The sequence below is a fragment of the Bacillus sp. CGMCC 1.16541 genome (genome assembly GCF_003184905.1).
Classification (GTDB): domain Bacteria; phylum Bacillota; class Bacilli; order Bacillales; family Bacillaceae_H; genus Priestia.
The window spans coordinates 43,116-62,713 of sequence record NZ_QFRU01000004.1 but is presented as its reverse complement, the minus strand read 5'-3'; the positions used below and the strand labels follow the sequence as shown (position 1 = coordinate 62,713).

At 39.0% G+C, this 19,598-nt stretch carries 20 protein-coding genes and 1 tRNA gene; 20 read left to right on the top strand and 1 reads right to left on the bottom strand.

Going from position 1 to position 19,598, the window contains the following annotated elements:
- Positions 1-8 precede the first annotated feature (8 nt).
- The 13 genes from hisD (at position 9) to DIS06_RS06705 (ending at position 11,852) form a co-directional block, all read left to right on the top strand.
- Positions 9-1,277 (top strand): histidinol dehydrogenase, encoded by a 1,269-nt coding sequence (gene hisD, locus DIS06_RS06765; RefSeq protein ID WP_110112489.1) that lies wholly within the window; start codon positions 9-11, stop codon positions 1,275-1,277.
- A 64-nt stretch (positions 1,278-1,341) separates the two neighbouring features.
- Complete coding sequence (hisB, locus tag DIS06_RS06760; protein WP_110112488.1) at positions 1,342-1,926, top strand: imidazoleglycerol-phosphate dehydratase HisB; 585 nt, start codon at positions 1,342-1,344, stop codon at positions 1,924-1,926.
- Entirely contained in the window at positions 1,927-2,556 is a 630-nt protein-coding gene (hisH, locus tag DIS06_RS06755) for an imidazole glycerol phosphate synthase subunit HisH (RefSeq protein ID WP_110112487.1), read from the top strand.
- 5 nt (positions 2,557-2,561) lie between these two features.
- Entirely contained in the window at positions 2,562-3,299 is a 738-nt protein-coding gene (gene hisA, locus DIS06_RS06750; protein WP_110112486.1) for a 1-(5-phosphoribosyl)-5-[(5-phosphoribosylamino)methylideneamino]imidazole-4-carboxamide isomerase, read from the top strand.
- Positions 3,296-4,054 (top strand): imidazole glycerol phosphate synthase subunit HisF, encoded by a 759-nt coding sequence (gene hisF, locus DIS06_RS06745; protein WP_110112485.1) that lies wholly within the window; start codon positions 3,296-3,298, stop codon positions 4,052-4,054. The genes hisA and hisF overlap by 4 nt, the downstream gene beginning before the upstream one ends.
- Positions 4,051-4,677 (top strand): bifunctional phosphoribosyl-AMP cyclohydrolase/phosphoribosyl-ATP diphosphatase HisIE, encoded by a 627-nt coding sequence (hisIE, locus tag DIS06_RS06740; protein ID WP_110112484.1) that lies wholly within the window; start codon positions 4,051-4,053, stop codon positions 4,675-4,677. Before hisF ends, hisIE begins: the two co-directional genes overlap by 4 nt.
- Before the next feature lie 233 nt (positions 4,678-4,910).
- Positions 4,911-6,404 (top strand): tetratricopeptide repeat protein, encoded by a 1,494-nt coding sequence (locus DIS06_RS06735; RefSeq protein WP_110112483.1) that lies wholly within the window; start codon positions 4,911-4,913, stop codon positions 6,402-6,404.
- 85 nt (positions 6,405-6,489) lie between these two features.
- Positions 6,490-7,440, top strand: a complete 951-nt coding sequence (gene trxB, locus DIS06_RS06730) for a thioredoxin-disulfide reductase (protein WP_110112482.1) — start codon at positions 6,490-6,492, stop codon at positions 7,438-7,440.
- 604 nt (positions 7,441-8,044) lie between these two features.
- Entirely contained in the window at positions 8,045-8,503 is a 459-nt protein-coding gene (locus tag DIS06_RS06725) for an 8-oxo-dGTP diphosphatase (RefSeq protein WP_110112481.1), read from the top strand.
- A gap of 94 nt (positions 8,504-8,597) precedes the next feature.
- A complete protein-coding gene (gene rapZ, locus DIS06_RS06720; protein ID WP_110112480.1) occupies positions 8,598-9,491 on the top strand; it encodes an RNase adapter RapZ in 894 nt (297 codons plus the stop codon).
- Positions 9,488-10,471 (top strand): gluconeogenesis factor YvcK family protein, encoded by a 984-nt coding sequence (locus DIS06_RS06715; protein ID WP_110112479.1) that lies wholly within the window; start codon positions 9,488-9,490, stop codon positions 10,469-10,471. Before rapZ ends, DIS06_RS06715 begins: the two co-directional genes overlap by 4 nt.
- A gap of 118 nt (positions 10,472-10,589) precedes the next feature.
- On the top strand, positions 10,590-11,531 hold the full coding sequence (gene whiA, locus DIS06_RS06710) for a DNA-binding protein WhiA (RefSeq protein ID WP_110112722.1): 942 nt from the start codon (positions 10,590-10,592) through the stop codon (positions 11,529-11,531).
- A gap of 63 nt (positions 11,532-11,594) precedes the next feature.
- The gene (locus tag DIS06_RS06705) at positions 11,595-11,852 is read left to right on the top strand and encodes an HPr family phosphocarrier protein (protein ID WP_110112478.1); all 258 of its coding nucleotides are present in this window, start codon (positions 11,595-11,597) and stop codon (positions 11,850-11,852) included.
- A 79-nt stretch (positions 11,853-11,931) separates the two neighbouring features.
- Here DIS06_RS06705 and clpP read toward each other — a convergent pair whose 3' ends face one another.
- Positions 11,932-12,519 carry an ATP-dependent Clp endopeptidase proteolytic subunit ClpP gene (gene clpP, locus DIS06_RS06700; RefSeq protein ID WP_110112477.1) on the bottom strand — a complete coding sequence of 196 codons (588 nt, stop codon included), beginning with the start codon at positions 12,517-12,519 and terminating at the stop codon, positions 11,932-11,934.
- A gap of 228 nt (positions 12,520-12,747) precedes the next feature.
- Here clpP and DIS06_RS06695 point away from each other — a divergent pair.
- The 7 genes from DIS06_RS06695 (at position 12,748) to DIS06_RS06665 (ending at position 19,379) form a co-directional block, all read left to right on the top strand.
- Positions 12,748-12,819, top strand: a tRNA-Arg gene (locus tag DIS06_RS06695).
- 206 nt (positions 12,820-13,025) lie between these two features.
- Positions 13,026-13,712, top strand: coding sequence for a hypothetical protein (locus DIS06_RS06690; RefSeq protein ID WP_110112476.1), 687 nt, complete (start codon positions 13,026-13,028; stop codon positions 13,710-13,712).
- Positions 13,713-13,995: 283 nt separating this feature from the next.
- Positions 13,996-15,294 carry an RNA polymerase factor sigma-54 gene (rpoN, locus tag DIS06_RS06685; protein WP_110112475.1) on the top strand — a complete coding sequence of 433 codons (1,299 nt, stop codon included), beginning with the start codon at positions 13,996-13,998 and terminating at the stop codon, positions 15,292-15,294.
- Positions 15,295-15,390: 96 nt separating this feature from the next.
- On the top strand, positions 15,391-15,636 hold the full coding sequence (locus DIS06_RS06680) for a glutaredoxin family protein (RefSeq protein WP_110112474.1): 246 nt from the start codon (positions 15,391-15,393) through the stop codon (positions 15,634-15,636).
- A 135-nt stretch (positions 15,637-15,771) separates the two neighbouring features.
- Positions 15,772-16,800 (top strand): sugar-binding transcriptional regulator, encoded by a 1,029-nt coding sequence (locus DIS06_RS06675; protein ID WP_110112473.1) that lies wholly within the window; start codon positions 15,772-15,774, stop codon positions 16,798-16,800.
- A gap of 52 nt (positions 16,801-16,852) precedes the next feature.
- Positions 16,853-17,860 (top strand): type I glyceraldehyde-3-phosphate dehydrogenase, encoded by a 1,008-nt coding sequence (gap, locus tag DIS06_RS06670; protein ID WP_110112472.1) that lies wholly within the window; start codon positions 16,853-16,855, stop codon positions 17,858-17,860.
- A 334-nt stretch (positions 17,861-18,194) separates the two neighbouring features.
- Positions 18,195-19,379 (top strand): phosphoglycerate kinase, encoded by a 1,185-nt coding sequence (locus DIS06_RS06665; RefSeq protein WP_110112471.1) that lies wholly within the window; start codon positions 18,195-18,197, stop codon positions 19,377-19,379.
- Positions 19,380-19,598 lie beyond the last annotated feature (219 nt).

Sequence of the window (19,598 nt, the reverse complement as noted above, 5' to 3'; positions counted from 1 at the left end):
GAGAAGCGGTGAAGATTGAACGTATAACAGAAAACGTTAGCCTAAAACGTACGATTGACCAAGGGACGGACGAGCAGCGTCAAGCAGTGCTGACGATTTTAGCAGATGTAAAAGAGCGTGGAGATGAGGCAGTGCAACAGTATACGCAACGCTTTGATGGTGTTGAGCTTTCTTCGTTACTAGTAACCGACGAAGAGAAAAAAGCGGCGTATACAGAAGTAAGTGACGAGATGTTAGCAATTATTCGAGAAGTAGCGACAAACATTCGTGACTATCACGAGCGTATGGTGCAACAATCTTGGATGGTAACAAAAGAAGATGGCACGATCCTTGGCCAAAAAGTCACGCCTCTTGATGCCGTCGGTGTTTACGTGCCAGGTGGACTTGCTGCCTATCCTTCGTCGGTATTAATGAATGTCGTTCCTGCTCAAGTAGCAGGTGTTAAGCGAATTGTGATGGTTTCACCACCGCAAAAAGATGGCTCATTACCTCCAGGTGTTCTTGTCGCAGCAACAGAGTTAGGTGTACAAGAAATTTATAAAGTAGGTGGGGCACAAGCGATTGGAGCTCTTGCTTACGGTACAGACACCATTGAAGCGGTTGATAAAATTGTCGGACCAGGGAATATCTTCGTTGCGTTAGCAAAACGTGAAGTATACGGGTTAGTCGACATTGATTCAATTGCCGGACCAAGCGAAATTGTTGTACTAGCTGATGAGACTGCAAAAGCAAATGAAGTTGCAGCAGACCTTTTATCTCAAGCAGAACATGATGCGCTAGCATCTAGTGTACTTGTGACGCCGTCTATGACGCTAGCTGAAGCTGTAAAAGATGAGGTGGAAACACAACTATTGACGCTTCCACGAAAAGACATTGCTGAAAAATCTGTGCGTAACTACGGAGCAATCTATGTCACTGAAACACTTGATGAAGCGATTGAAGCGGTTAATGCATTAGCTCCTGAACATTTAGAAGTGATGACAGAAAATCCGATGGAACTTGTGGGGTCCATTCGTCACGCAGGAGCAATCTTTTTAGGAAGATATAGCTCAGAGCCGGTCGGAGACTACTTTGCAGGACCAAACCATGTTCTTCCGACAAATGGAACAGCGAAATTTTCGAGCCCATTGTCAGTGGATTCATTTGTGAAGAAATCAAGCATTATTTCTTATAGCAAACAAGCATTAGAACGAGACGTTCATAAAATTGCAGCTTTTGCACGATTAGAAGGGTTAGAAGCCCATGCACGAGCAGTCGAAGAAAGATTTAAAAAATAGCAGAGCTTTTTTAAACGAAAGCTTTTAAAAAATAACGATGAGTTACACGAGGAGGTACATCAAGATGAGAGAATCAAGCATTAAGCGTACAACGAACGAAACAGACATTCAGTTAGCAATCGGTATTGATGGAGAAGGGAAAGCATCCATTGATTCAGGTGTACCATTTTTAGATCATATGCTTGACTTGTTTACAAAACACGGTCAATTTAATTTGGATGTAAAAGCAAACGGTGATTTAGAAATTGATGGTCACCATACAACAGAAGATATTGGTATTTGCTTAGGGACAGCATTAAAAGACGCGTTAGGTGATAAAAAAGGAATCAAGCGTTACGGGAATGCATTTGTTCCGATGGATGACGCACTAGCACAAGTCGTCATCGATTTAAGTAATCGCCCACACTTTGAATTTAAAGGTGACATTCCAGCGAGCCAAGTTGGTACGTTTGATACAGAGCTTGTGTACGAATTTTTATGGAAGTTTGCGCTTGAAGCACGTATGAATCTGCATGTTATTGTTCACTACGGTCGCAACACACACCATATTATTGAAGCAGTTTTCAAAGCACTTGGTCGAGCATTAGATGAAGCAACAACGGTCGACCCTCGTATTAAAGGAGTTCCATCTACGAAAGGAATGTTATAAATGATTGGCATTATCGATTATGGAATGGGTAACTTATACAGCGTAAGTAAAGCGCTTGAACGTTTAAATTATGATTATTTCATTTCTGAAGATGTAAATGAGCTGAAAAAAGCAAAAGGTTACATTTTACCTGGCGTTGGTTCGTTTAAAGATGCAATGGAACAGCTACATAAAACAGGGTTAGCAAGCTTTATCCAAGAAGAAGCAGCGAACGGCAAGCCGTTATTAGGCATTTGTCTTGGTATGCAATTGCTTTTTGAAGAAAGCGATGAAAATGGTGTCACAAAAGGGTTAGGTCTGCTGCAAGGACGAGTGGAACGTATTCCTGGTGTCAAAGCATCAGGTGAAACGTACAAAGTTCCTCATATGGGATGGAATTCGTTAACGTTCCATCACGAATCACCATTGTTACAAGGTGTGGATAACGGTCATGTTTATTTTGTTCACTCTTATTATGTAAAAACAGGAGACCAAGAAGCGGTATTAGCAACAAGTAGTTATGATGTACAAGTTCCTGCTGTTGTCGGGAAAAACAATGTGTTCGGTACACAGTTTCACCCTGAAAAGAGTAGTGCACTTGGCATGAGCATGTTACAGAACTATGCAAATTTTGTAGAGAAAAGAGGCTAAGAACGATGAGCAACTTCACAATTTATCCAGCAATTGATATGCGCGGCGGAAAATGCGTTCGTCTTCTTCAAGGCGATTACAACCAAGAAACGGTGTACGGTGATTCTCCAGTTGATATGGCGACGCAGTTTGCAAATGAAGGAGCAAGCTGGATTCATATGGTTGATTTAGATGGAGCAAAAGAAGCAAAGCGTGTGAATGATCGTTTTGTATTAGACGTGAAAAAGAAGCTAGGTGTGAACGTTCAAATTGGTGGAGGTATTCGTTCAGAAGAAGATGTAGCATACTACTTAGAAAATGGGATTGATCGTGTCATTTTAGGAAGTGCTGCTATTTCAGATCCAGCGTTTGTGAAAAAGATGCTTCGTGAATACGGATCGAAAATTGCGATTGGAATTGATGCACGTGATGGGTACGTTGCAACAGAGGGGTGGCTACAAACATCAACGGTAAAAGCAACTGAGCTTGGTCAAGAACTAGCAAGTGCAGGAGCAGAAACATTCATCTTCACCGATATTTCAACAGATGGTATGCTGTCAGGCCCAAACGTCGAAGGAATTGTTGAAATGGCACGCGCAACTAAAAGAGGTGTCATTGCATCAGGTGGTGTCAGTGCTCTTCATGATTTACGTGCGCTACAAGAATACGCATCAGAAGGTGTAATCGGTGCTATTGTTGGAAAAGCACTTTACACAAACAAGTTTACGGTAACAGAAGCGCTTAAAGAGGTGAGTGCTCCATGATTACAAAACGTATTATTCCGTGCCTTGATGTGAAAGAAGGTCGTGTTGTGAAAGGTGTTCAGTTCGTAGAGCTACGCGATGCGGGCGACCCAGTCGAGTTAGCTAAATTTTATGATAAAGAAGGAGCAGATGAGCTCGTATTTTTAGATATTTCGGCTTCACACGAAGGACGTAAAACGATGGTGCACGTAGTGGAAGAAGTGGCTTCTCAATTGGCTATTCCTTTTACGGTCGGTGGAGGAATTAATTCATTAGAAGATATGAAGCGTATTTTGCGAGCTGGAGCGGATAAAGTATCACTAAATACAGCTGCTGTTTTAAACCCAGGGCTCATTACAGAAGGAGCTGATTTCTTTGGTACGCAATGCATTGTTGTAGCCATCGATGCCAAATATGACGATAAGCTCGGTTCATGGCGAGTTTACACACATGGTGGACGCAACGTAACAGACTGGGAAGTCATTGAGTGGGCAAAAGAAGCGGTGAAACGTGGTGCGGGTGAAATTTTATTAACGAGCATGGACCGTGACGGAGAGAAAAGTGGATTTGATGTACCACTCACAAAAGGGGTGAGTGAAGCCGTAACGGTTCCCGTTATTGCTTCAGGTGGTGCTGGGAACGGGCAGCACTTTGTAGATGCTTATGTTGATGGGAAAGCTGACGCAGCGCTAGCGGCATCTATCTTTCACTACAAAGAAACGTCTGTAAAAGAAATTAAAAACTACGTAAGAACGCAAGGAGTGGAAGTACGATGAATATCGAGAAAATTCAATTTGATGAAAAAGGTCTTGTTCCTGCGATTGTCCAAGATGCAGGTAGCAAAGAGGTACTAACGCTTGCTTACATGAATGAGGAATCGTTGAAAAAATCAATTGACACAGGTGAAACATGGTTTTACAGTCGTTCACGCCAAGAGCTTTGGCATAAAGGGGCAACGTCGGGTAACACACAAAAAATTGTGAGCATGACATATGATTGTGATGGCGATTCAATTGTTGTGAAAGTAGACCCAACTGGTCCTGCGTGCCATACAGGCGCTTATAGTTGCTTTAATGAGCCGTTAGTTGGTGACGTAAAGCAAGCAGATAATGATCGATTTGCGATTTTACGTGTATTAGAAGAGTTAATTGCCAAGCGTGAAGTCGAGATGCCAGAAGGTGCGTATACAACGTACTTATTTGAAAAAGGCGTGGATAAAATCCTGAAAAAAGTCGGGGAAGAAGCAGGAGAAGTCATTATCGCTGCTAAAAACCGCGACCACGATGAATTAAAATGGGAAGTGGCTGATTTACTTTATCACGTACTTGTTCTTCTTCGTGAGCAAAAACTGCCGCTTGATGACGTACTAGCTGTTTTACAGGAACGCCATAATAAATAAGTCGAAGTGTACTTAGGCGGAGACACAAGCGGAAAAGTGTCCCTTGTGTCTTCACTCGCAACAGCATTTGTGAAAACAGTCTTTACGAAAGAGAATAAACTTGTCGAGTATTGCCAGTTTGCTAGCTTTAAGGAGTTAGTGAGCTGGCAATTTGTCTTAAAATAGGTGTGTGAATCGAAGTGGGAAGTATGATATACTACGAACGTTGAAATATCGACTATTTGGAGGATTTAATGGGAAAACACTCAAATGCCAAAAACAGAGTTGCGCAAGTCGTTCCGTTTTTACAAACCGGTGATTATTACTTTGAAAAAGCTTTAAAAGCTTATCGAAAACAAGATTTGTACAAAGCGAAAAGATATTTAGAGCGCGCGATGGAATTAGACCCGAAAGATCCAATTATTGTTTGTCAATTGGCTACTGTTTTAACAGAGTTAGGTGAATATCAACAATCAAATCAATTGTTGTTTACTATTGTTGATGAGATGGATGAAGAATTAGCGGATTGTTACTACTTTATTGCAAATAACTACGCACACCTTGGGTTGTTTCAAGAAGCACAAAAGTATGCAAATCGCTATATGGATAAACATGAGGATGGCGAATTCCTAGAAGATGCAGAAGATTTATTAGATCTGCTTTCCATCGAAGTGGAAGATGAGGAAGACGACTTTCATCAACAAGATGACCTTCTGATCGTCAAACAAGAAAAAGCAAAGCTACTGTTAGAACAAACGAAATTTGAAGAAGCAATGGATCTTTTAAATGAGATTATTACGGATTATCCTGAGTTTTGGTCGGCTCATAATAATTTAGCGCTTACTCATTTCTATTTAAATCAAGTAGATGAGGCAATGGCAATCTTAGATGACGTGTTACAAAAAAGCCCTGGCAACCTCCATGCTTTATGCAATAAATTAATCTTTTATTATTACTGTCAACAAGATGAACAAGTGACGGATTTAACAAACCAACTTAAACTTGTTTATCCTATCTCGATTGAACATCGTTATAAATTAGGAGCGACGTTTGCCCTTATCGGTCAATATGAGCTTGCATATAAATGGCTTCGACAGCTGTACAAAACTGGATTTGAAGGGGACGGCAATTTCTATTATTGGTTATCTCATTCTTCTTACCACATCGGCAATGAAACATTAGCGAAAAACGCTTGGATTCGTACAATGGAGGAAATGCCAGAAAAAGAAGGAGAAGAGCCGTGGTTAGTAGCGAAAACGTCTTCTGATTATGATCAAATGAAACTTGTTGAGCAAATCAAACAAAAATGTAAAAACTCTTTGATTGAAGAGCAATTACATGGCCTTTATTTAGTTACACGTTTAAAGGAGAAAGAGCGATTTCTGCTTTTAGAACATGTGCGCTTATCATTACAAAGTCACCCTCTTATTGAAGAGGTCTATTCATACGTATGGCAAGATAAGCAGCATGTTGTTTTTGAAGTAGCAGAACTAATAAAAGCGGAAGTTGGTCATAATAAACAACTTCATGATTTACTTTCTTTTTGGTTCTTTGTGTTTACAAAAGTAAAGGAGCATCAAGTTGATTTTCAGCATGTCAATGTAAATGGCTGGGCTTCAGCTGTTACGTACTGGTGGAAAAAGCAGCAAAATGAAAAAGTGACACAAGCAAATATAGCTGCGCTTTATTCGATTTCTACGTCTACTGTTGCGAAATATGTGAAAACGGTGCATATGCTTTTACAATGAGCAAAAAAATAGACGGTAGAAACAACAAATTATAGGATAGATGTAGAGACAAATTTCCTAGACATGAAAAAAGGAGTGCGTAAAAATGACAGAAGAAAAAGTGTATGATGTCATTATTATTGGAGCAGGTCCAGCCGGTATGACAGCCGCTGTTTATACTTCTCGTGCAAACTTGTCAACATTAATGATTGAACGTGGAGTACCAGGTGGGCAGATGGCCAATACAGAAGAAGTGGAAAACTATCCGGGCTATGATCATATTTTAGGGCCAGACCTATCAAATAAAATGTTTGAACATGCGAAGAAATTCGGAGCAGAGTATGCTTACGGTGATATTAAAGAAGTTGTTGATGGTGAAGAATATAAAACGGTACGTGCAGGAAGCAAAGAATTCAAAGCGCGTGCTGTCATTATTGCAACTGGTGCGGAGTATAAGAAGATTGGCGTACCAGGTGAAAAAGAGCTTGGTGGTCGTGGGGTTTCTTATTGTGCAGTATGTGACGGAGCATTCTTCAAAGGCAAAGAGCTTGTCGTTGTCGGTGGAGGAGACTCAGCAGTTGAAGAGGGTGTTTATTTAACACGTTTTGCTTCAAAAGTGACAATTGTTCATCGTCGTGATCAATTGCGTGCCCAAAAAATTCTACAACAACGTGCATTTGATAACGAGAAAGTAGAGTTTATTTGGAATCACACAGTAAAAGAAATCAAAGAGCAAGACGGCAAAGTAGGAAGTGTCACATTAGTGAGCGCTGAAAACGGTGAAGAAACAGCGTTCAAAACAGACGGTGTATTTATTTACATTGGTATGGTTCCATTAACAAAGCCATTTGAATCGTTAAACATTACGAATGAAAATGGCTATATTGAAACAAATGAAAACATGGAAACAAAAGTACCAGGCATTTTTGCTGCTGGTGATGTGCGTGAAAAAGCATTGCGTCAAATCGTGACAGCAACTGGTGATGGGAGTATTGCCGCTCAAACAGCACAACATTATGTAGAAGAGCTTGTTGAAAAGTTAAAAGCAACAAAATAATAAGAAGTATGTCGAAGAAAGGGGCTTCTTTCCTGTTTCGTAGTGGGACAAATAGCCGTTGATTAAAACGTAATTCGGTTTTAATTGTTCTGTAACACTGTTGAAACATTAATAAGGTACTATGTAAATAGTAATTGACCCCCTTTTATAAAATATATTTGTTTGGAGCACAGGAATGATATCTGTGCTCCTTTTTTTTAGATTTGACAGGTGGTTTTGTTGTCAGAAAAGTGCGAAAGAGATTGTCGTTTACGTTGAGTCTCCCAATCAGTTCATAGTATAATAACTATACATCGATTTAGAAGGTGGGACATCACGGAAGAGCTTGTGATGTCCAATCTTCTAGCCCTTTTATGTTAAATTCAAGAGGCTGAGTAATCGTCTTTATTTCATTCATTTATTGTAGAAGAGATAATAGGTTATGGAGTAGGGACATAGTTTGGATAGTAAAGAAGAATCGTTTCTTCTTTTAGTTATAAAAAATGATTGCTGTTTTTAAAGGATTGTTGCATGTAGGTAGAGGACACTGAAACTCTGCTTGTTCCTTGAGGTTTTTGTTTCAACAACGTTTGTAAAAATAGCTAAACATATAGAGGTGGAAAAGATGCAAAGGGTCACAAATTGTGTAGTAGTAAAAGACAATAAAGTGTTATTGCTTCAAAAACCACGACGTAATTGGTGGGTGGCCCCAGGAGGCAAGATGGAGCAAGGGGAATCCATAAAAGATTCCGTTGTACGTGAATATCGTGAAGAAACGGGAATATATTTAAAAAACCCTACGATCAAAGGCGTGTTTACCTTTACAATGAAAGAAAATGACCAAGTGACATCAGAGTGGATGATGTTTACTTTTTTTGCTACAGATTTTGATGGGACAAATGTGCTAGAATCAGAAGAGGGAAAGCTGGGCTGGCATGACTTATCGGGTGTCAGTGAGCTACCGATGGCACCAGGTGATTATCATATTATTGATTATGTAGCTAAAGGATCTGGAGTCATTTATGGAAACTTTACGTATACAACGGATTTTGAATTACTATCATATCGAATTGATCCGTGTTAAAGGTTGATTGACCAGTGATTGTAAAATCAAAATCGACACATAAAGTGGTACAGGATTCATGATCTATTTTAAGGTGTAATAGGGGGCAAAAGAAATGAGTGTTGGTGCTGTAAACGATATTCAACTCGTCATTATTACAGGAATGTCAGGGGCAGGGAAAACCGTTGCCATTCAAAGTTTTGAGGACTTAGGCTTTTTTTGTGTAGACAATCTTCCCCCAACGTTATTGCCCAAATTTCTTGAACTAATGAAAGAATCAGGAAACAAGATGAATAAAGTCGCACTTGTGATGGATTTGCGTGGTCGTGAGTTTTTTGAAAGTTTGTTTGAAGCGTTAGATAATATGGCTGAAACAACATGGATTACACCACAAATTCTATTTCTTGATGCGAAGGATAACGTACTTGTGACGAGATATAAAGAGACGAGACGTTCACATCCATTAGCGCAAGCAGGTTTGCCGTTAGATGGCATTCAAACAGAACGAGAGCTACTTGAAGAGTTAAAAGGAAGAGCGCAGATGATTTATGATACATCTGACTTAAAGCCACGTGAGCTTCGAGATAAAATTATTGAGCAGTTTTCAAGTCATGCCTCACAAGTGTTTACATTGAATGTCATGTCATTTGGTTTTAAATATGGACTTCCGATTGATGCTGACTTAGTCTTTGACGTTCGATTCTTACCTAACCCGCATTATATTGATCATATGAGACCAAAAACAGGCTTAGAAGAAGAAGTATCAACATATGTATTAAAGTGGAATGAAACGCAAAAATTCCTCGAAAAAGTGTTGGATTTACTTACATTCATGTTGCCTCAGTACAAGCGAGAAGGAAAAAGTCAACTTGTTGTAGCCATTGGTTGTACCGGAGGACAGCATCGTTCTGTTGCTTTAACTGAACATATTGGCCGTCACTTTCAAACAGAATATAAAACCCATATTTCTCATCGAGACATCGAGAGGAGAAAGGACAAATATAGATGACAAATGAACAACAGCCTAAGGTTGTCGTCATTGGGGGAGGAACGGGACTATCTGTCTTATTAAGAGGGTTGAAAAATTACCCTCTTGATATTACAGCGATTGTAACCGTTGCAGATGATGGAGGAAGTTCAGGTAGATTAAGGGATGAGTTAGAAATTCCTGCTCCGGGAGATATTCGAAATGTACTTGTGGCGCTATCGGATGTTGAGCCACTTGTAGAAGAGCTCTTTCAGCATCGTTTTGGAGCGGGGAATGAGCTAACAGGTCATTCCTTAGGTAACCTACTTCTCGCTGCAATGACCTCCATTACAGGTGATTTTGTACACGCCATTCGTGAAATGAGTAAAGTATTAAACGTACGCGGAAAGGTGTTACCTGCTGCAAATCGAAGCGTTGTTCTTCATGCAGAGATGATGGATGGCTCAATTGTGAAGGGAGAATCAAAAATCCCTAAAGCTGGGAAGCAAATAAAGCGTGTGTCTTTATCTCCACCTGATGTGAAACCGTTAGTTGAAACGATAAAAGCAATTCGACGTGCAGATTTAATTATTTTAGGTCCGGGCAGTTTGTATACAAGTATCTTACCTAATCTACTTGTACCAGAGATTGCTGAAGAGATATGTAAGGCAACTGCGAAAAAAGTGTACGTTTGTAATGTGATGACGCAATTTGGAGAAACAATGGGATATAAAGCAAGTGACCATGTGAAAGCACTTTATGCTCACATGCCATCTGCATTTCTTGATGCCATTATTGTCAATAACGGTCCTATTCCGTTAAAACTAAAGCAACGATATGAAGTTGAACAAGCACAACCTGTTGAGTATGATCAAAATGAATTGCTTAAATTAGGGTTACATGTCATGGAAGATCATATTATTCAATACGATGGAAATGTGATTCGGCATAACACAAAAAAAGTCGCAGAGCTTATTTTTTCTTCCATCGAATCTTTGGGTGAGAAGTACGAAAAAGAATAACCGAGTGCAAACGCGTGCACCTCAAGCAAATGAACTTTATAATAGACGTTACGTCTACTTTTATAAAAATTTTGCCCTAACATATAGAAGAATTTTAGTAGTGAACGGAGGTGCGAAATTGTCATTTGCATCAGAAACAAAAAAAGAATTAACGAATTTAGAAGTGAAAAGTTGCTGTGCGAAAGCAGAGTTGTCTGCCTTGATTCGAATGAATGGATCTCTATCTTTTTCAAACAGGAACTTAACTGTAGATGTTCAGACGGAGAATGCAGCGATTGCACGGAGAATTTACACGCTGTTGAAGAAAAGTTATGAAGTGTCTGTAGAGTTACTCGTTCGAAAAAAAATGCGTCTAAAGAAAAATAACGTCTACATTGTTCGTTTAATTGAAAAAGCCCGCATGATTTTAGAAGATTTAAAAATCTTGAATCAGGACTTTACGTTTATTCGTTCAATCTCGAACGATCTTATTAAGAAAAAATGTTGTAAGCGTTCTTATTTGCGAGGTGCGTTTTTAGCTGGGGGATCTATTAACAATCCAGAAACATCATCTTACCATGTAGAGATTTTTTCTTTATATAGTGAACACAATGATTCTTTATGTGAATTGATGAACGTTTTTGATTTGAACAGCAAAACGCTAGAACGCAAAAAAGGATTTATCACGTACTTGAAAGAAGCTGAAAAAATCACAGAGTTTTTGAGTATTATTGGCGCTCATAGTGCTCTTCTTCGTTTTGAAGATGTACGAATTGTTCGTGACATGCGTAACTCTGTTAATCGACTTGTTAACTGTGAAACAGCGAACTTAAATAAGACAATTGGTGCTGCCATTCGTCAGGTGGATAACATCCGTTACATTGAAGAAACAGTGGGACTTGATGTTCTTCCTGATAAGTTGAAAGAAATTGCTCGACTACGTGTTGAGTATCAAGACGTGACATTAAAAGAGTTAGGTGAAATGGTGTCGGGTGGAACGATTAGTAAGTCAGGTATTAACCATCGCTTGCGTAAAATTGATGAAATTGCTGATAAGTTACGAGCTGGTCAACCCGTTTAACAAAAGGATTGGCTGTTCATTTATAAAAGATAAATCAGGGGTAGCATAGAGGAGGAATTTTAAATGGTTGAAAAACAAGTGGATGTATTATTAAAGTCAGGATTACAAGCACGCCCAGCTGCTATGTTTGTACAAGAGGCAAATCGCTTCACATCAGATGTTTATTTAGAGAAAGATGGTAAAAAGGTAAATGCAAAAAGCATCATGGGGCTGATGAGTTTAGCAATAGGAGCAGGCTCAACTGTTACGTTAATTGCTGACGGAGCTGACGAACAAGAAGCGCTTGAAGCACTAGTGAGCTACGTTCAACAAGAAGCATAAGAGTGTGGTATTCATAAATCTGGTGATAGAGTTTTTGAGTAAATAAAAAAGGAGTGCGAGAGCACTCCTTTTTATTTACTTATTTAGGGTCATTCGCTAACACTTTGTCGATTAAACCATACTCTAGTGCTCGTTCAGCCGTCATGAAGTTATCGCGATCTGTGTCGCGCTCAATCACTTCGATTGGTTGACCTGTACGTTCTGCTAGAATGGTATTTAACTTTTCGCGTAAGAAAAGAATACGCTTTGCAGCGATCTCAATTTCAGTTGCTTGACCTTGTGCACCACCTAATGGTTGGTGAATCATGACTTCACTGTTTGGTAATGCGAAACGCTTACCAGGCTCACCAGCAGCAAGTAAGAAAGCACCCATTGACGCTGCCATACCAATACAAATTGTTGATACTTTTGGCTTAATAAATTGCATTGTGTCGTAGATTGCCATACCTGCTGTGATAGAACCACCAGGGCTATTAATATATAAAGAGATGTCTTTCTCTGGATCTTCAGCTGCTAAAAATAGAAGCTGAGACACAATTGAGTTTGCCACATTATCATCAATTGCGCTACCTAGCATGATGATGCGGTCTTTTAATAAACGTGAATAAATGTCGTAAGCACGTTCACCACGGTTTGTTTGTTCGATAACTGTAGGAATTAAATTCATTAAAATTCCTCCTCAACAAGAATAATTTGTTATGTAACTTTATAATACATCTAAGGTCAATAAAGGTCAAACAAAAGAGGTTACTTTACATGTATTCGCTCTCTTTAATATGTATTCCTTTTATCACATAATAAAAGTTTTTCCCTTGTTTTGCTAAAAATAAACGTCTTACTCACTTGAAAAGATTTTGTTTGTTGCCTATAATGTTGAGTACAATATTAAAAATAGGCCCTCGTAGTGTAGTGGATAGCACAAGAGATTCCGGTTCTCTTAGGGTGGGTTCGAATCCTGTCGAGGGCGTCTTTCAATGGTTGTGTACATCGTGCACAACCACTTTTTATGTATATTTCTAAGAGTAATGAAAATTTTTCATGATTATATAACATTTTTATTATTTCGTCCGACCTATACAGTAGGTGGCGTATTACATTGGGCATACTTGCCAAATAGGAAAGAATGATTTAAAACAAAAGTAGAAGGAAAATGACAGCTAGGGAGGAAGAAACATGAAATCGTTTAATAAATTTTTTATTATCAGTACGTGCTTAGCTTTTCTTTTAACTGGATGTGGGACAAGTAGCCAATCAAATGGGTCGACTCAGCCTGCAGAAAACAACAATAAGACAACAGAAGAAACAGCAGATCAGTCTGTAGAAAATGGTACTGCGGGCGAAACGGTAGACGAACAAGAGAAAGAGAATACTTCAGAAACAGTAGAAGAATCAACAGAAGAATTAACACAAGAAGAAAACACTTCTGTTGAAACAAGTGAGCAAACGACTGAGAAAATTGGAACTGTTGCAACGAGCGATAATCAAGACTATGCAATTCAACTATTAGATGGATATGAATTAATTGAAGAAGAACCGAGAAAAGATATTATCACACGTTCAGACGATGAGCATACATTCATGCGTATTGAAATGATTCCTGAAGATATGACCATTGAAGAAGTAGAAGAAAACATGAAACAAATGGCCATCGCTATTGATCCGAATGCCAAGCCACGCGAAGATATCGATCAAGAAGAAATGCTTCAAGATGCTGTATGGTATGAATCATATACAGAGGAAGATGAAGTTCATTCGATCTTAGTGAAAGGTGAAACACCAATGCAACTTACAATTTACATAAAAAAAGGTAGCGATGATGTAGCACCATTCTTAGAAATGGCACGTACAATTAAAAAATAAAAAAACACACATAAAAGCTTCGTAACTTACCTGTTACGAAGCTTTTATGCATACAATGATAAAAAGCTCAGCTTGCCGAAACTGAGCAGAAAGTTGGTGCGGTGCTTGCCCGCTATTTAAGTACATCTTATCATACGAACAACCTCTTTTATACAGGTAGTTGTTCCCTCTGTATGTAAATCATGCTGCTATCTGCTTGTAGCGCACAGGTTTGACACGACCAAAAACCTCCACTGACGGAAGAGTTGCTTTATAGTACAATGGAAAAAAGGGGAGAGAAAAAATGCAAATTGGTTTATTTCAACACCAGTCGCTTCGGTTAGCGATGTCTAAAGAATTATCACAAGCTATTTCTTTGTTGCAATATTCGTCTCTTGAAGTGCTTGCTTTTCTTCAAGAACAAGCACTACATAATCCTCTCATTGATTTTCATGAACCTAACTTTTCCATTCAACGAAATCATCAACATCAGTCGAAAGTAAGCCCCAATTATCAAGAGATAGGATTTAAAGAAAGAGAAACGTTAACTGATCATCTCATGCTCCAACTTATGCTTGTTAAGATGAATGAAGATGAACGAGTGTGCGTGGAGTATTTAATTCACAGCTTAGATGATAACGGTTATTTAACAGAAGAGATTGATGAAATTGCTCAATCTTTAAAAAAGCCGAACCATGTAGTAGAAAAGATGTTGGATATTCTTCAACAATTAGAACCAGCTGGTGTCGGCGCACGTAGTTTGCAAGAGTGTTTACTTCTTCAGTTAAAGCGTAAAGATCGCTTAACACCAGAAGCAGAATTGATACTAACACAATACTTTGAGGACTTCGCTTATAAAAAATGGCCTCAACTAGTAAAGAAATTAAGCGTCTCACTTATGCAGTTAAAACAAATTCACGATGACCTTTTTATGTTAAATCCAAGACCAGGGCTGTCATATGTTCACGATCACGAAAAATTCATTGTTCCAGACTTTATTGTTAAGCGTGAACACAATCAAATTATTGCATATGCAAATGAAGATGTTGAACTTAACATAAGCATTAATAATCGATATGAGCAGAGTTTATCAGATCAACATCACCCAGAGGTTGTTTCGTACTTACAAGAAAAGTACCGAGAAATTCAATGGATTGTTAAAGGGCTTTCTACACGAAAAAAGACATTAAGAGATATTATGGATGCGTTATTAATCGAGCAGCATACGTTTTTTGAAAAAGGCCCGCGTTACTTGAAGCCTTTAACAATGAAAGAATTGGCATCGATAATCGATGTGCATGAGTCAACGATTAGTCGTGCCACAAAAAATAAGTATGTTCAAACGCCATTTGGCATGTTTGATATGAAGTCATTTTTCACTAATAGTATTCAATCAACAGTTGATGCAGATACGTCTACTGCGTACGTTAAAACATTGCTTCAGCAATATGTAGATCAAGAAGATAAAAAAAGCCCATATTCCGATCAGAAGCTAGTTGATTTGTTAGACAGTGAACATAACATTGTGATTTCACGGCGAACAGTTGCCAAATATCGAGATCAATTAAAGATTCTATCCTCGTCTAAAAGAAAAACCTTTTAAATGAGTCGTTCAACAAAACAATCCCCTATGTTGCTGCTTTATGACTGAGCAGCAACGTGTCCATATGGCATCATGTAAGGGAAAAGGAGAATAGAAATGAACATGATTTTGTACACACGAAAAACATGCCCCCTTTGTGACAAAGCAAAGGTGGTTATTGAGGAGCTTCAAGAAGAGTTTGCGTTTTCATTTAACGAGCAAGATATTTATGAAGATGATCAATTATTAGAGAAGTATCAACTAATGATTCCAGTGGTTGAAATCGATGGAATAGAGGTTGCGTACGGCCAAATTAAAAAAGATTTCATAAGAAAGCGTTTACTTGAAAAAATGGGTGTTTGATGAGTTGAATAACTGATTCACTCCTGTTAGAATGAGTTTGTAGCAGGGTGAATTTTTTTTACGCAAGGTGGGACATAATATGTCTATGCGGGACAAATAAAGTCCAACTAGTATACACCTTAAGGGGATTTTTACATGCACTCTTTAGTAGAAGTACAACAAAAATTATTACCTGATCTTCTTTCTGTTATGCAGAAGCGTTACCAAATCTTGCAATACATACGTCTCATGCAACCAATTGGTCGAAGAAATCTATCTACTAGTTTAGGTTTAACAGAACGAGTGTTGCGAAGTGAAGTGACATTTTTAAAGGAACAAGATTTAGTTGAGATTCATTCTTCAGGTATGACGCTTACTCATGATGGAGAAGAACTTCTTATTAAGTTAGAAGAAGTGATGAAAGAAGTTTCAGGACTACGTTTATTGGAAACAACATTAAAAGAGGCGTTTTCCTTATCACATGTGATTGTCGTTCCTGGAGATAGCGATGAATCATCATGGGTGAAGAAAGAGATGGGTAGGGCATCTGTTGCATGTATAAAAGAAAGACTTATTGGTAAAAAAAATATCGTCGCTGTTACAGGTGGAACCACGCTAGCTGCTGTAGCTGATATGATGACACCAGATCCTAAACAACGCGATGTCTTGTTTGTGCCAGCACGAGGAGGACTTGGAGAAAATGTTCAAAACCAAGCAAATACCATTTGTGCGAAAATGGCAGAAGGGTCATCGGGGCAATATCGTCTTCTACATGTACCTGATCAATTAAGTGATGAAGCTTACAAGTCAATTGCTGGAGAACCGTCCATCAAAGAAATGATGCATTTAATCAAGTCCGCGGGTATGGTTGTTCATGGGATAGGAGATGCTATGACAATGGCAGAGCGTCGTAAAACGTCCCCTTTAGATTTGAAGAAAATTGAAGAAGGTCATGCGGTAGGAGAAGCATTTGGCTACTACTTTAACCAAAGTGGGGAAGTTGTTCATAAAGTCAAAACAGTAGGCATACAACTGGACGATTTAAAGAACAATAAATGTGTTATTGCTGTCGCAGGTGGTTCATCAAAAGCAAAAGCAATTAAAGCGTTCATGCAACAAGCGCAAGATTCAATCTTAATCACAGATGAAGGCGCCGCAAAAGAGTTAGTCAGGGGTTTTAATTAATCCCTTATATAAAACTAAAAAAACACTTTTTACAATCAAGGAGGAAATTCTCATGGCAGTAAAAATTGGTATTAACGGTTTCGGTCGTATCGGTCGTAACGTATTCCGCGCAGCTTTAAAGAATTCAAACGTAGAGGTAGTAGCAATCAACGATTTAACAGATGCTAACATGCTAGCTCACCTTTTAAAATACGATTCTGTACACGGTAAATTAGATGCAGAAGTTACTGTTGACGGTAACAACTTAGTAGTAGAAGGTAAAACAATTCAAGTTTCTGCTGAGCGTGACCCAGCTAAATTATCTTGGGGAGCTCTTGGAGTAGATATCGTTGTTGAATCTACTGGTTTCTTCACAAAGCGTTCAGATGCAGCGAAACATTTAGAAGCAGGTGCTAAAAAAGTTATTATCTCTGCTCCAGCAACTGACGAAGATATCACAATCGTAATGGGTGTTAACCATGACAAATACGATGCAGCTAACCACAACGTTATCTCAAATGCATCTTGTACAACAAACTGCTTAGCGCCATTCGCTAAAGTATTAAACGACAAGTTCGGTATCAAACGTGGTATGATGACAACTGTTCACTCTTACACAAACGACCAACAAATCTTAGACTTACCTCATAAAGATTACCGTCGTGCTCGTGCAGCAGCTGAAAACATCATCCCAACTTCAACTGGTGCTGCAAAAGCAGTTTCTCTAGTATTACCTGAATTAAAAGGTAAATTAAACGGTGGAGCTATGCGTGTTCCAACTCCAAACGTTTCTTTAGTAGACTTAGTTGCTGAACTTAACACTGAAGTAACAGCTGAAGATGTAAACGCAGCTCTTAAAGAAGCAGCTGAAGGCGATCTTAAAGGTATCCTTGGTTACAGCGAAGAGCCACTAGTATCTGGTGACTACAACGGTAACGCAGCTTCTTCAACAATCGACGCATTATCTACAATGGTAATGGAAGGTCAAATGGTTAAAGTTATCTCTTGGTATGACAACGAGAGCGGATACTCTAACCGTGTAGTAGACCTAGCTGAATACATCGCAGCTCAAGGACTATAAGAAAGCGGAACAAGCGCGTTCAGCCTCATAGGACATTGGAGCTCCTGAGAAGAAGTCGCTCTTTGACTTCGTAGGAAGGAGTGAAATGACCGTAGAGGCTAGCTAGACAGTAAGAAAAGCGGAACTATGTTTTAGTTATCATTGGATATCTAAACGTAGAACCACTATAATGAAATTGCCAAGGGGGAGTGGGGAATAAACCCCCTCCTCCTTTATTTATTTTTTATGGCTAACAGGGGCACCAATAAGAAGCATGAACGATGCAACTTATCCTTAACAAAAGCCATATTGCTTTATTGCTTAGTTCCACAAATAAAAAGGAGGCCTTTTGAAGATGAACAAACAAACTTTAAAAGACATCGATGTAAAAGGAAAACGAGTATTTTGCCGTGTTGACTTTAACGTACCAATGAAAGATGGAAAAGTAACAGACGAAACTCGTATTCGTGCAGCTATCCCTACTATTCAACATTTAGTAGAACAAGGTGCAAAAGTAATTTTAGCGAGCCACCTTGGACGTCCGAAAGGCCAAGTAGTAGAAGAGTTACGTCTAAATGCAGTTGCAGAGCGTTTACAAGATCTTCTTGGTAAAAGCGTTGCAAAAGCAGACGAAGCTTACGGGGAAAATGTAAAACAAATCATCAGTAACATGAACGAAGGGGACGTATTAGTTCTTGAAAACGTTCGTTTCTATCCTGGTGAAGAGAAGAACGATGCTGAGCTAGCAAAAGCATTTGCTGAACTAGCGGATGTATACGTGAATGATGCATTTGGTGCTGCTCACCGTGCACATGCGTCTACAGAAGGAATCGCCCATCACTTACCAGCTGTTGCAGGTCTATTAATGGAAAAAGAGCTTGATGTATTAGGTAAAGCTTTATCTAATCCAGATCGTCCGTTTACAGCGATCGTTGGTGGAGCAAAAGTAAAAGACAAAATCGGTGTAATTGATCACTTACTTGATAAAGTAGACAATTTAATCATCGGTGGTGGTCTTGCTTATACATTCATCAAAGCAAATGGTCATGATGTAGGTAAGTCACTTCTTGAAGAAGATAAAATTGACCTTGCGAAATCATTCATGGAAAAAGCAAAAGAAAAAGGTGTTAACTTCTACATGCCAGTAGATGTAGTGGTAGCAGATGATTTCTCTAACGATGCAAACACACAAGTGGTATCAGTTGATAGCATCCCTAGCGATTGGGAAGGTTTAGACGCTGGTCCGAAAACTCGTGAAATCTATGCAGATGTTATTAAAAACTCTAAGCTTGTTATTTGGAACGGGCCAATGGGTGTATTTGAATTAGACACATTTGCTAACGGAACAAAAGCAGTAGCAGAAGCTTTAGCAGAAGCAACTGATACATACTCTGTAATCGGTGGCGGAGACTCTGCAGCAGCAGTTGAAAAGTTCAACCTTGCTGACAAAATGAGTCATATCTCAACAGGTGGCGGAGCGTCACTAGAATTCATGGAAGGCAAAGAACTTCCAGGAGTAACAGCATTAAACGATAAGTAAGAAAAGTGTAACAAGCTCGTTCAGCTTCATAGGACATTGGAGCTCCTGAGAAGAAGTCGCTCTTTGACTTCGTAGGAAGGAGTGAAATGACCGTAGAAGCTAGCTTGCGGAACTAGACAGTAAGAAAAGTGTAACAAGCTCTGAGGCATAACGAATAGACAGATTTGAAGAGGACTAGCTACTGTCCCTTCTACAGCACCTTCTGTTTGTTTTTTGTAG

Coding starts and splice junctions, on each gene's coding strand:
- DIS06_RS06675 (WP_110112473.1), top strand. CDS start 15,772: ATGCACTCTTTAGTAGAAGTACAACAAAAATTATTACCTGATCTTCTT.
- trxB (WP_110112482.1), top strand. CDS start 6,490: ATGACAGAAGAAAAAGTGTATGATGTCATTATTATTGGAGCAGGTCCA.
- DIS06_RS06735 (WP_110112483.1), top strand. CDS start 4,911: ATGGGAAAACACTCAAATGCCAAAAACAGAGTTGCGCAAGTCGTTCCG.
- DIS06_RS06690 (WP_110112476.1), top strand. CDS start 13,026: ATGAAATCGTTTAATAAATTTTTTATTATCAGTACGTGCTTAGCTTTT.
- hisIE (WP_110112484.1), top strand. CDS start 4,051: ATGAATATCGAGAAAATTCAATTTGATGAAAAAGGTCTTGTTCCTGCG.
- DIS06_RS06705 (WP_110112478.1), top strand. CDS start 11,595: ATGGTTGAAAAACAAGTGGATGTATTATTAAAGTCAGGATTACAAGCA.
- gap (WP_110112472.1), top strand. CDS start 16,853: ATGGCAGTAAAAATTGGTATTAACGGTTTCGGTCGTATCGGTCGTAAC.
- hisB (WP_110112488.1), top strand. CDS start 1,342: ATGAGAGAATCAAGCATTAAGCGTACAACGAACGAAACAGACATTCAG.
- hisA (WP_110112486.1), top strand. CDS start 2,562: ATGAGCAACTTCACAATTTATCCAGCAATTGATATGCGCGGCGGAAAA.
- DIS06_RS06715 (WP_110112479.1), top strand. CDS start 9,488: ATGACAAATGAACAACAGCCTAAGGTTGTCGTCATTGGGGGAGGAACG.
- DIS06_RS06725 (WP_110112481.1), top strand. CDS start 8,045: ATGCAAAGGGTCACAAATTGTGTAGTAGTAAAAGACAATAAAGTGTTA.
- rapZ (WP_110112480.1), top strand. CDS start 8,598: ATGAGTGTTGGTGCTGTAAACGATATTCAACTCGTCATTATTACAGGA.
- DIS06_RS06680 (WP_110112474.1), top strand. CDS start 15,391: ATGAACATGATTTTGTACACACGAAAAACATGCCCCCTTTGTGACAAA.
- hisF (WP_110112485.1), top strand. CDS start 3,296: ATGATTACAAAACGTATTATTCCGTGCCTTGATGTGAAAGAAGGTCGT.
- clpP (WP_110112477.1), bottom strand. CDS start 12,519: ATGAATTTAATTCCTACAGTTATCGAACAAACAAACCGTGGTGAACGT.
- rpoN (WP_110112475.1), top strand. CDS start 13,996: ATGCAAATTGGTTTATTTCAACACCAGTCGCTTCGGTTAGCGATGTCT.
- DIS06_RS06665 (WP_110112471.1), top strand. CDS start 18,195: ATGAACAAACAAACTTTAAAAGACATCGATGTAAAAGGAAAACGAGTA.
- hisH (WP_110112487.1), top strand. CDS start 1,927: ATGATTGGCATTATCGATTATGGAATGGGTAACTTATACAGCGTAAGT.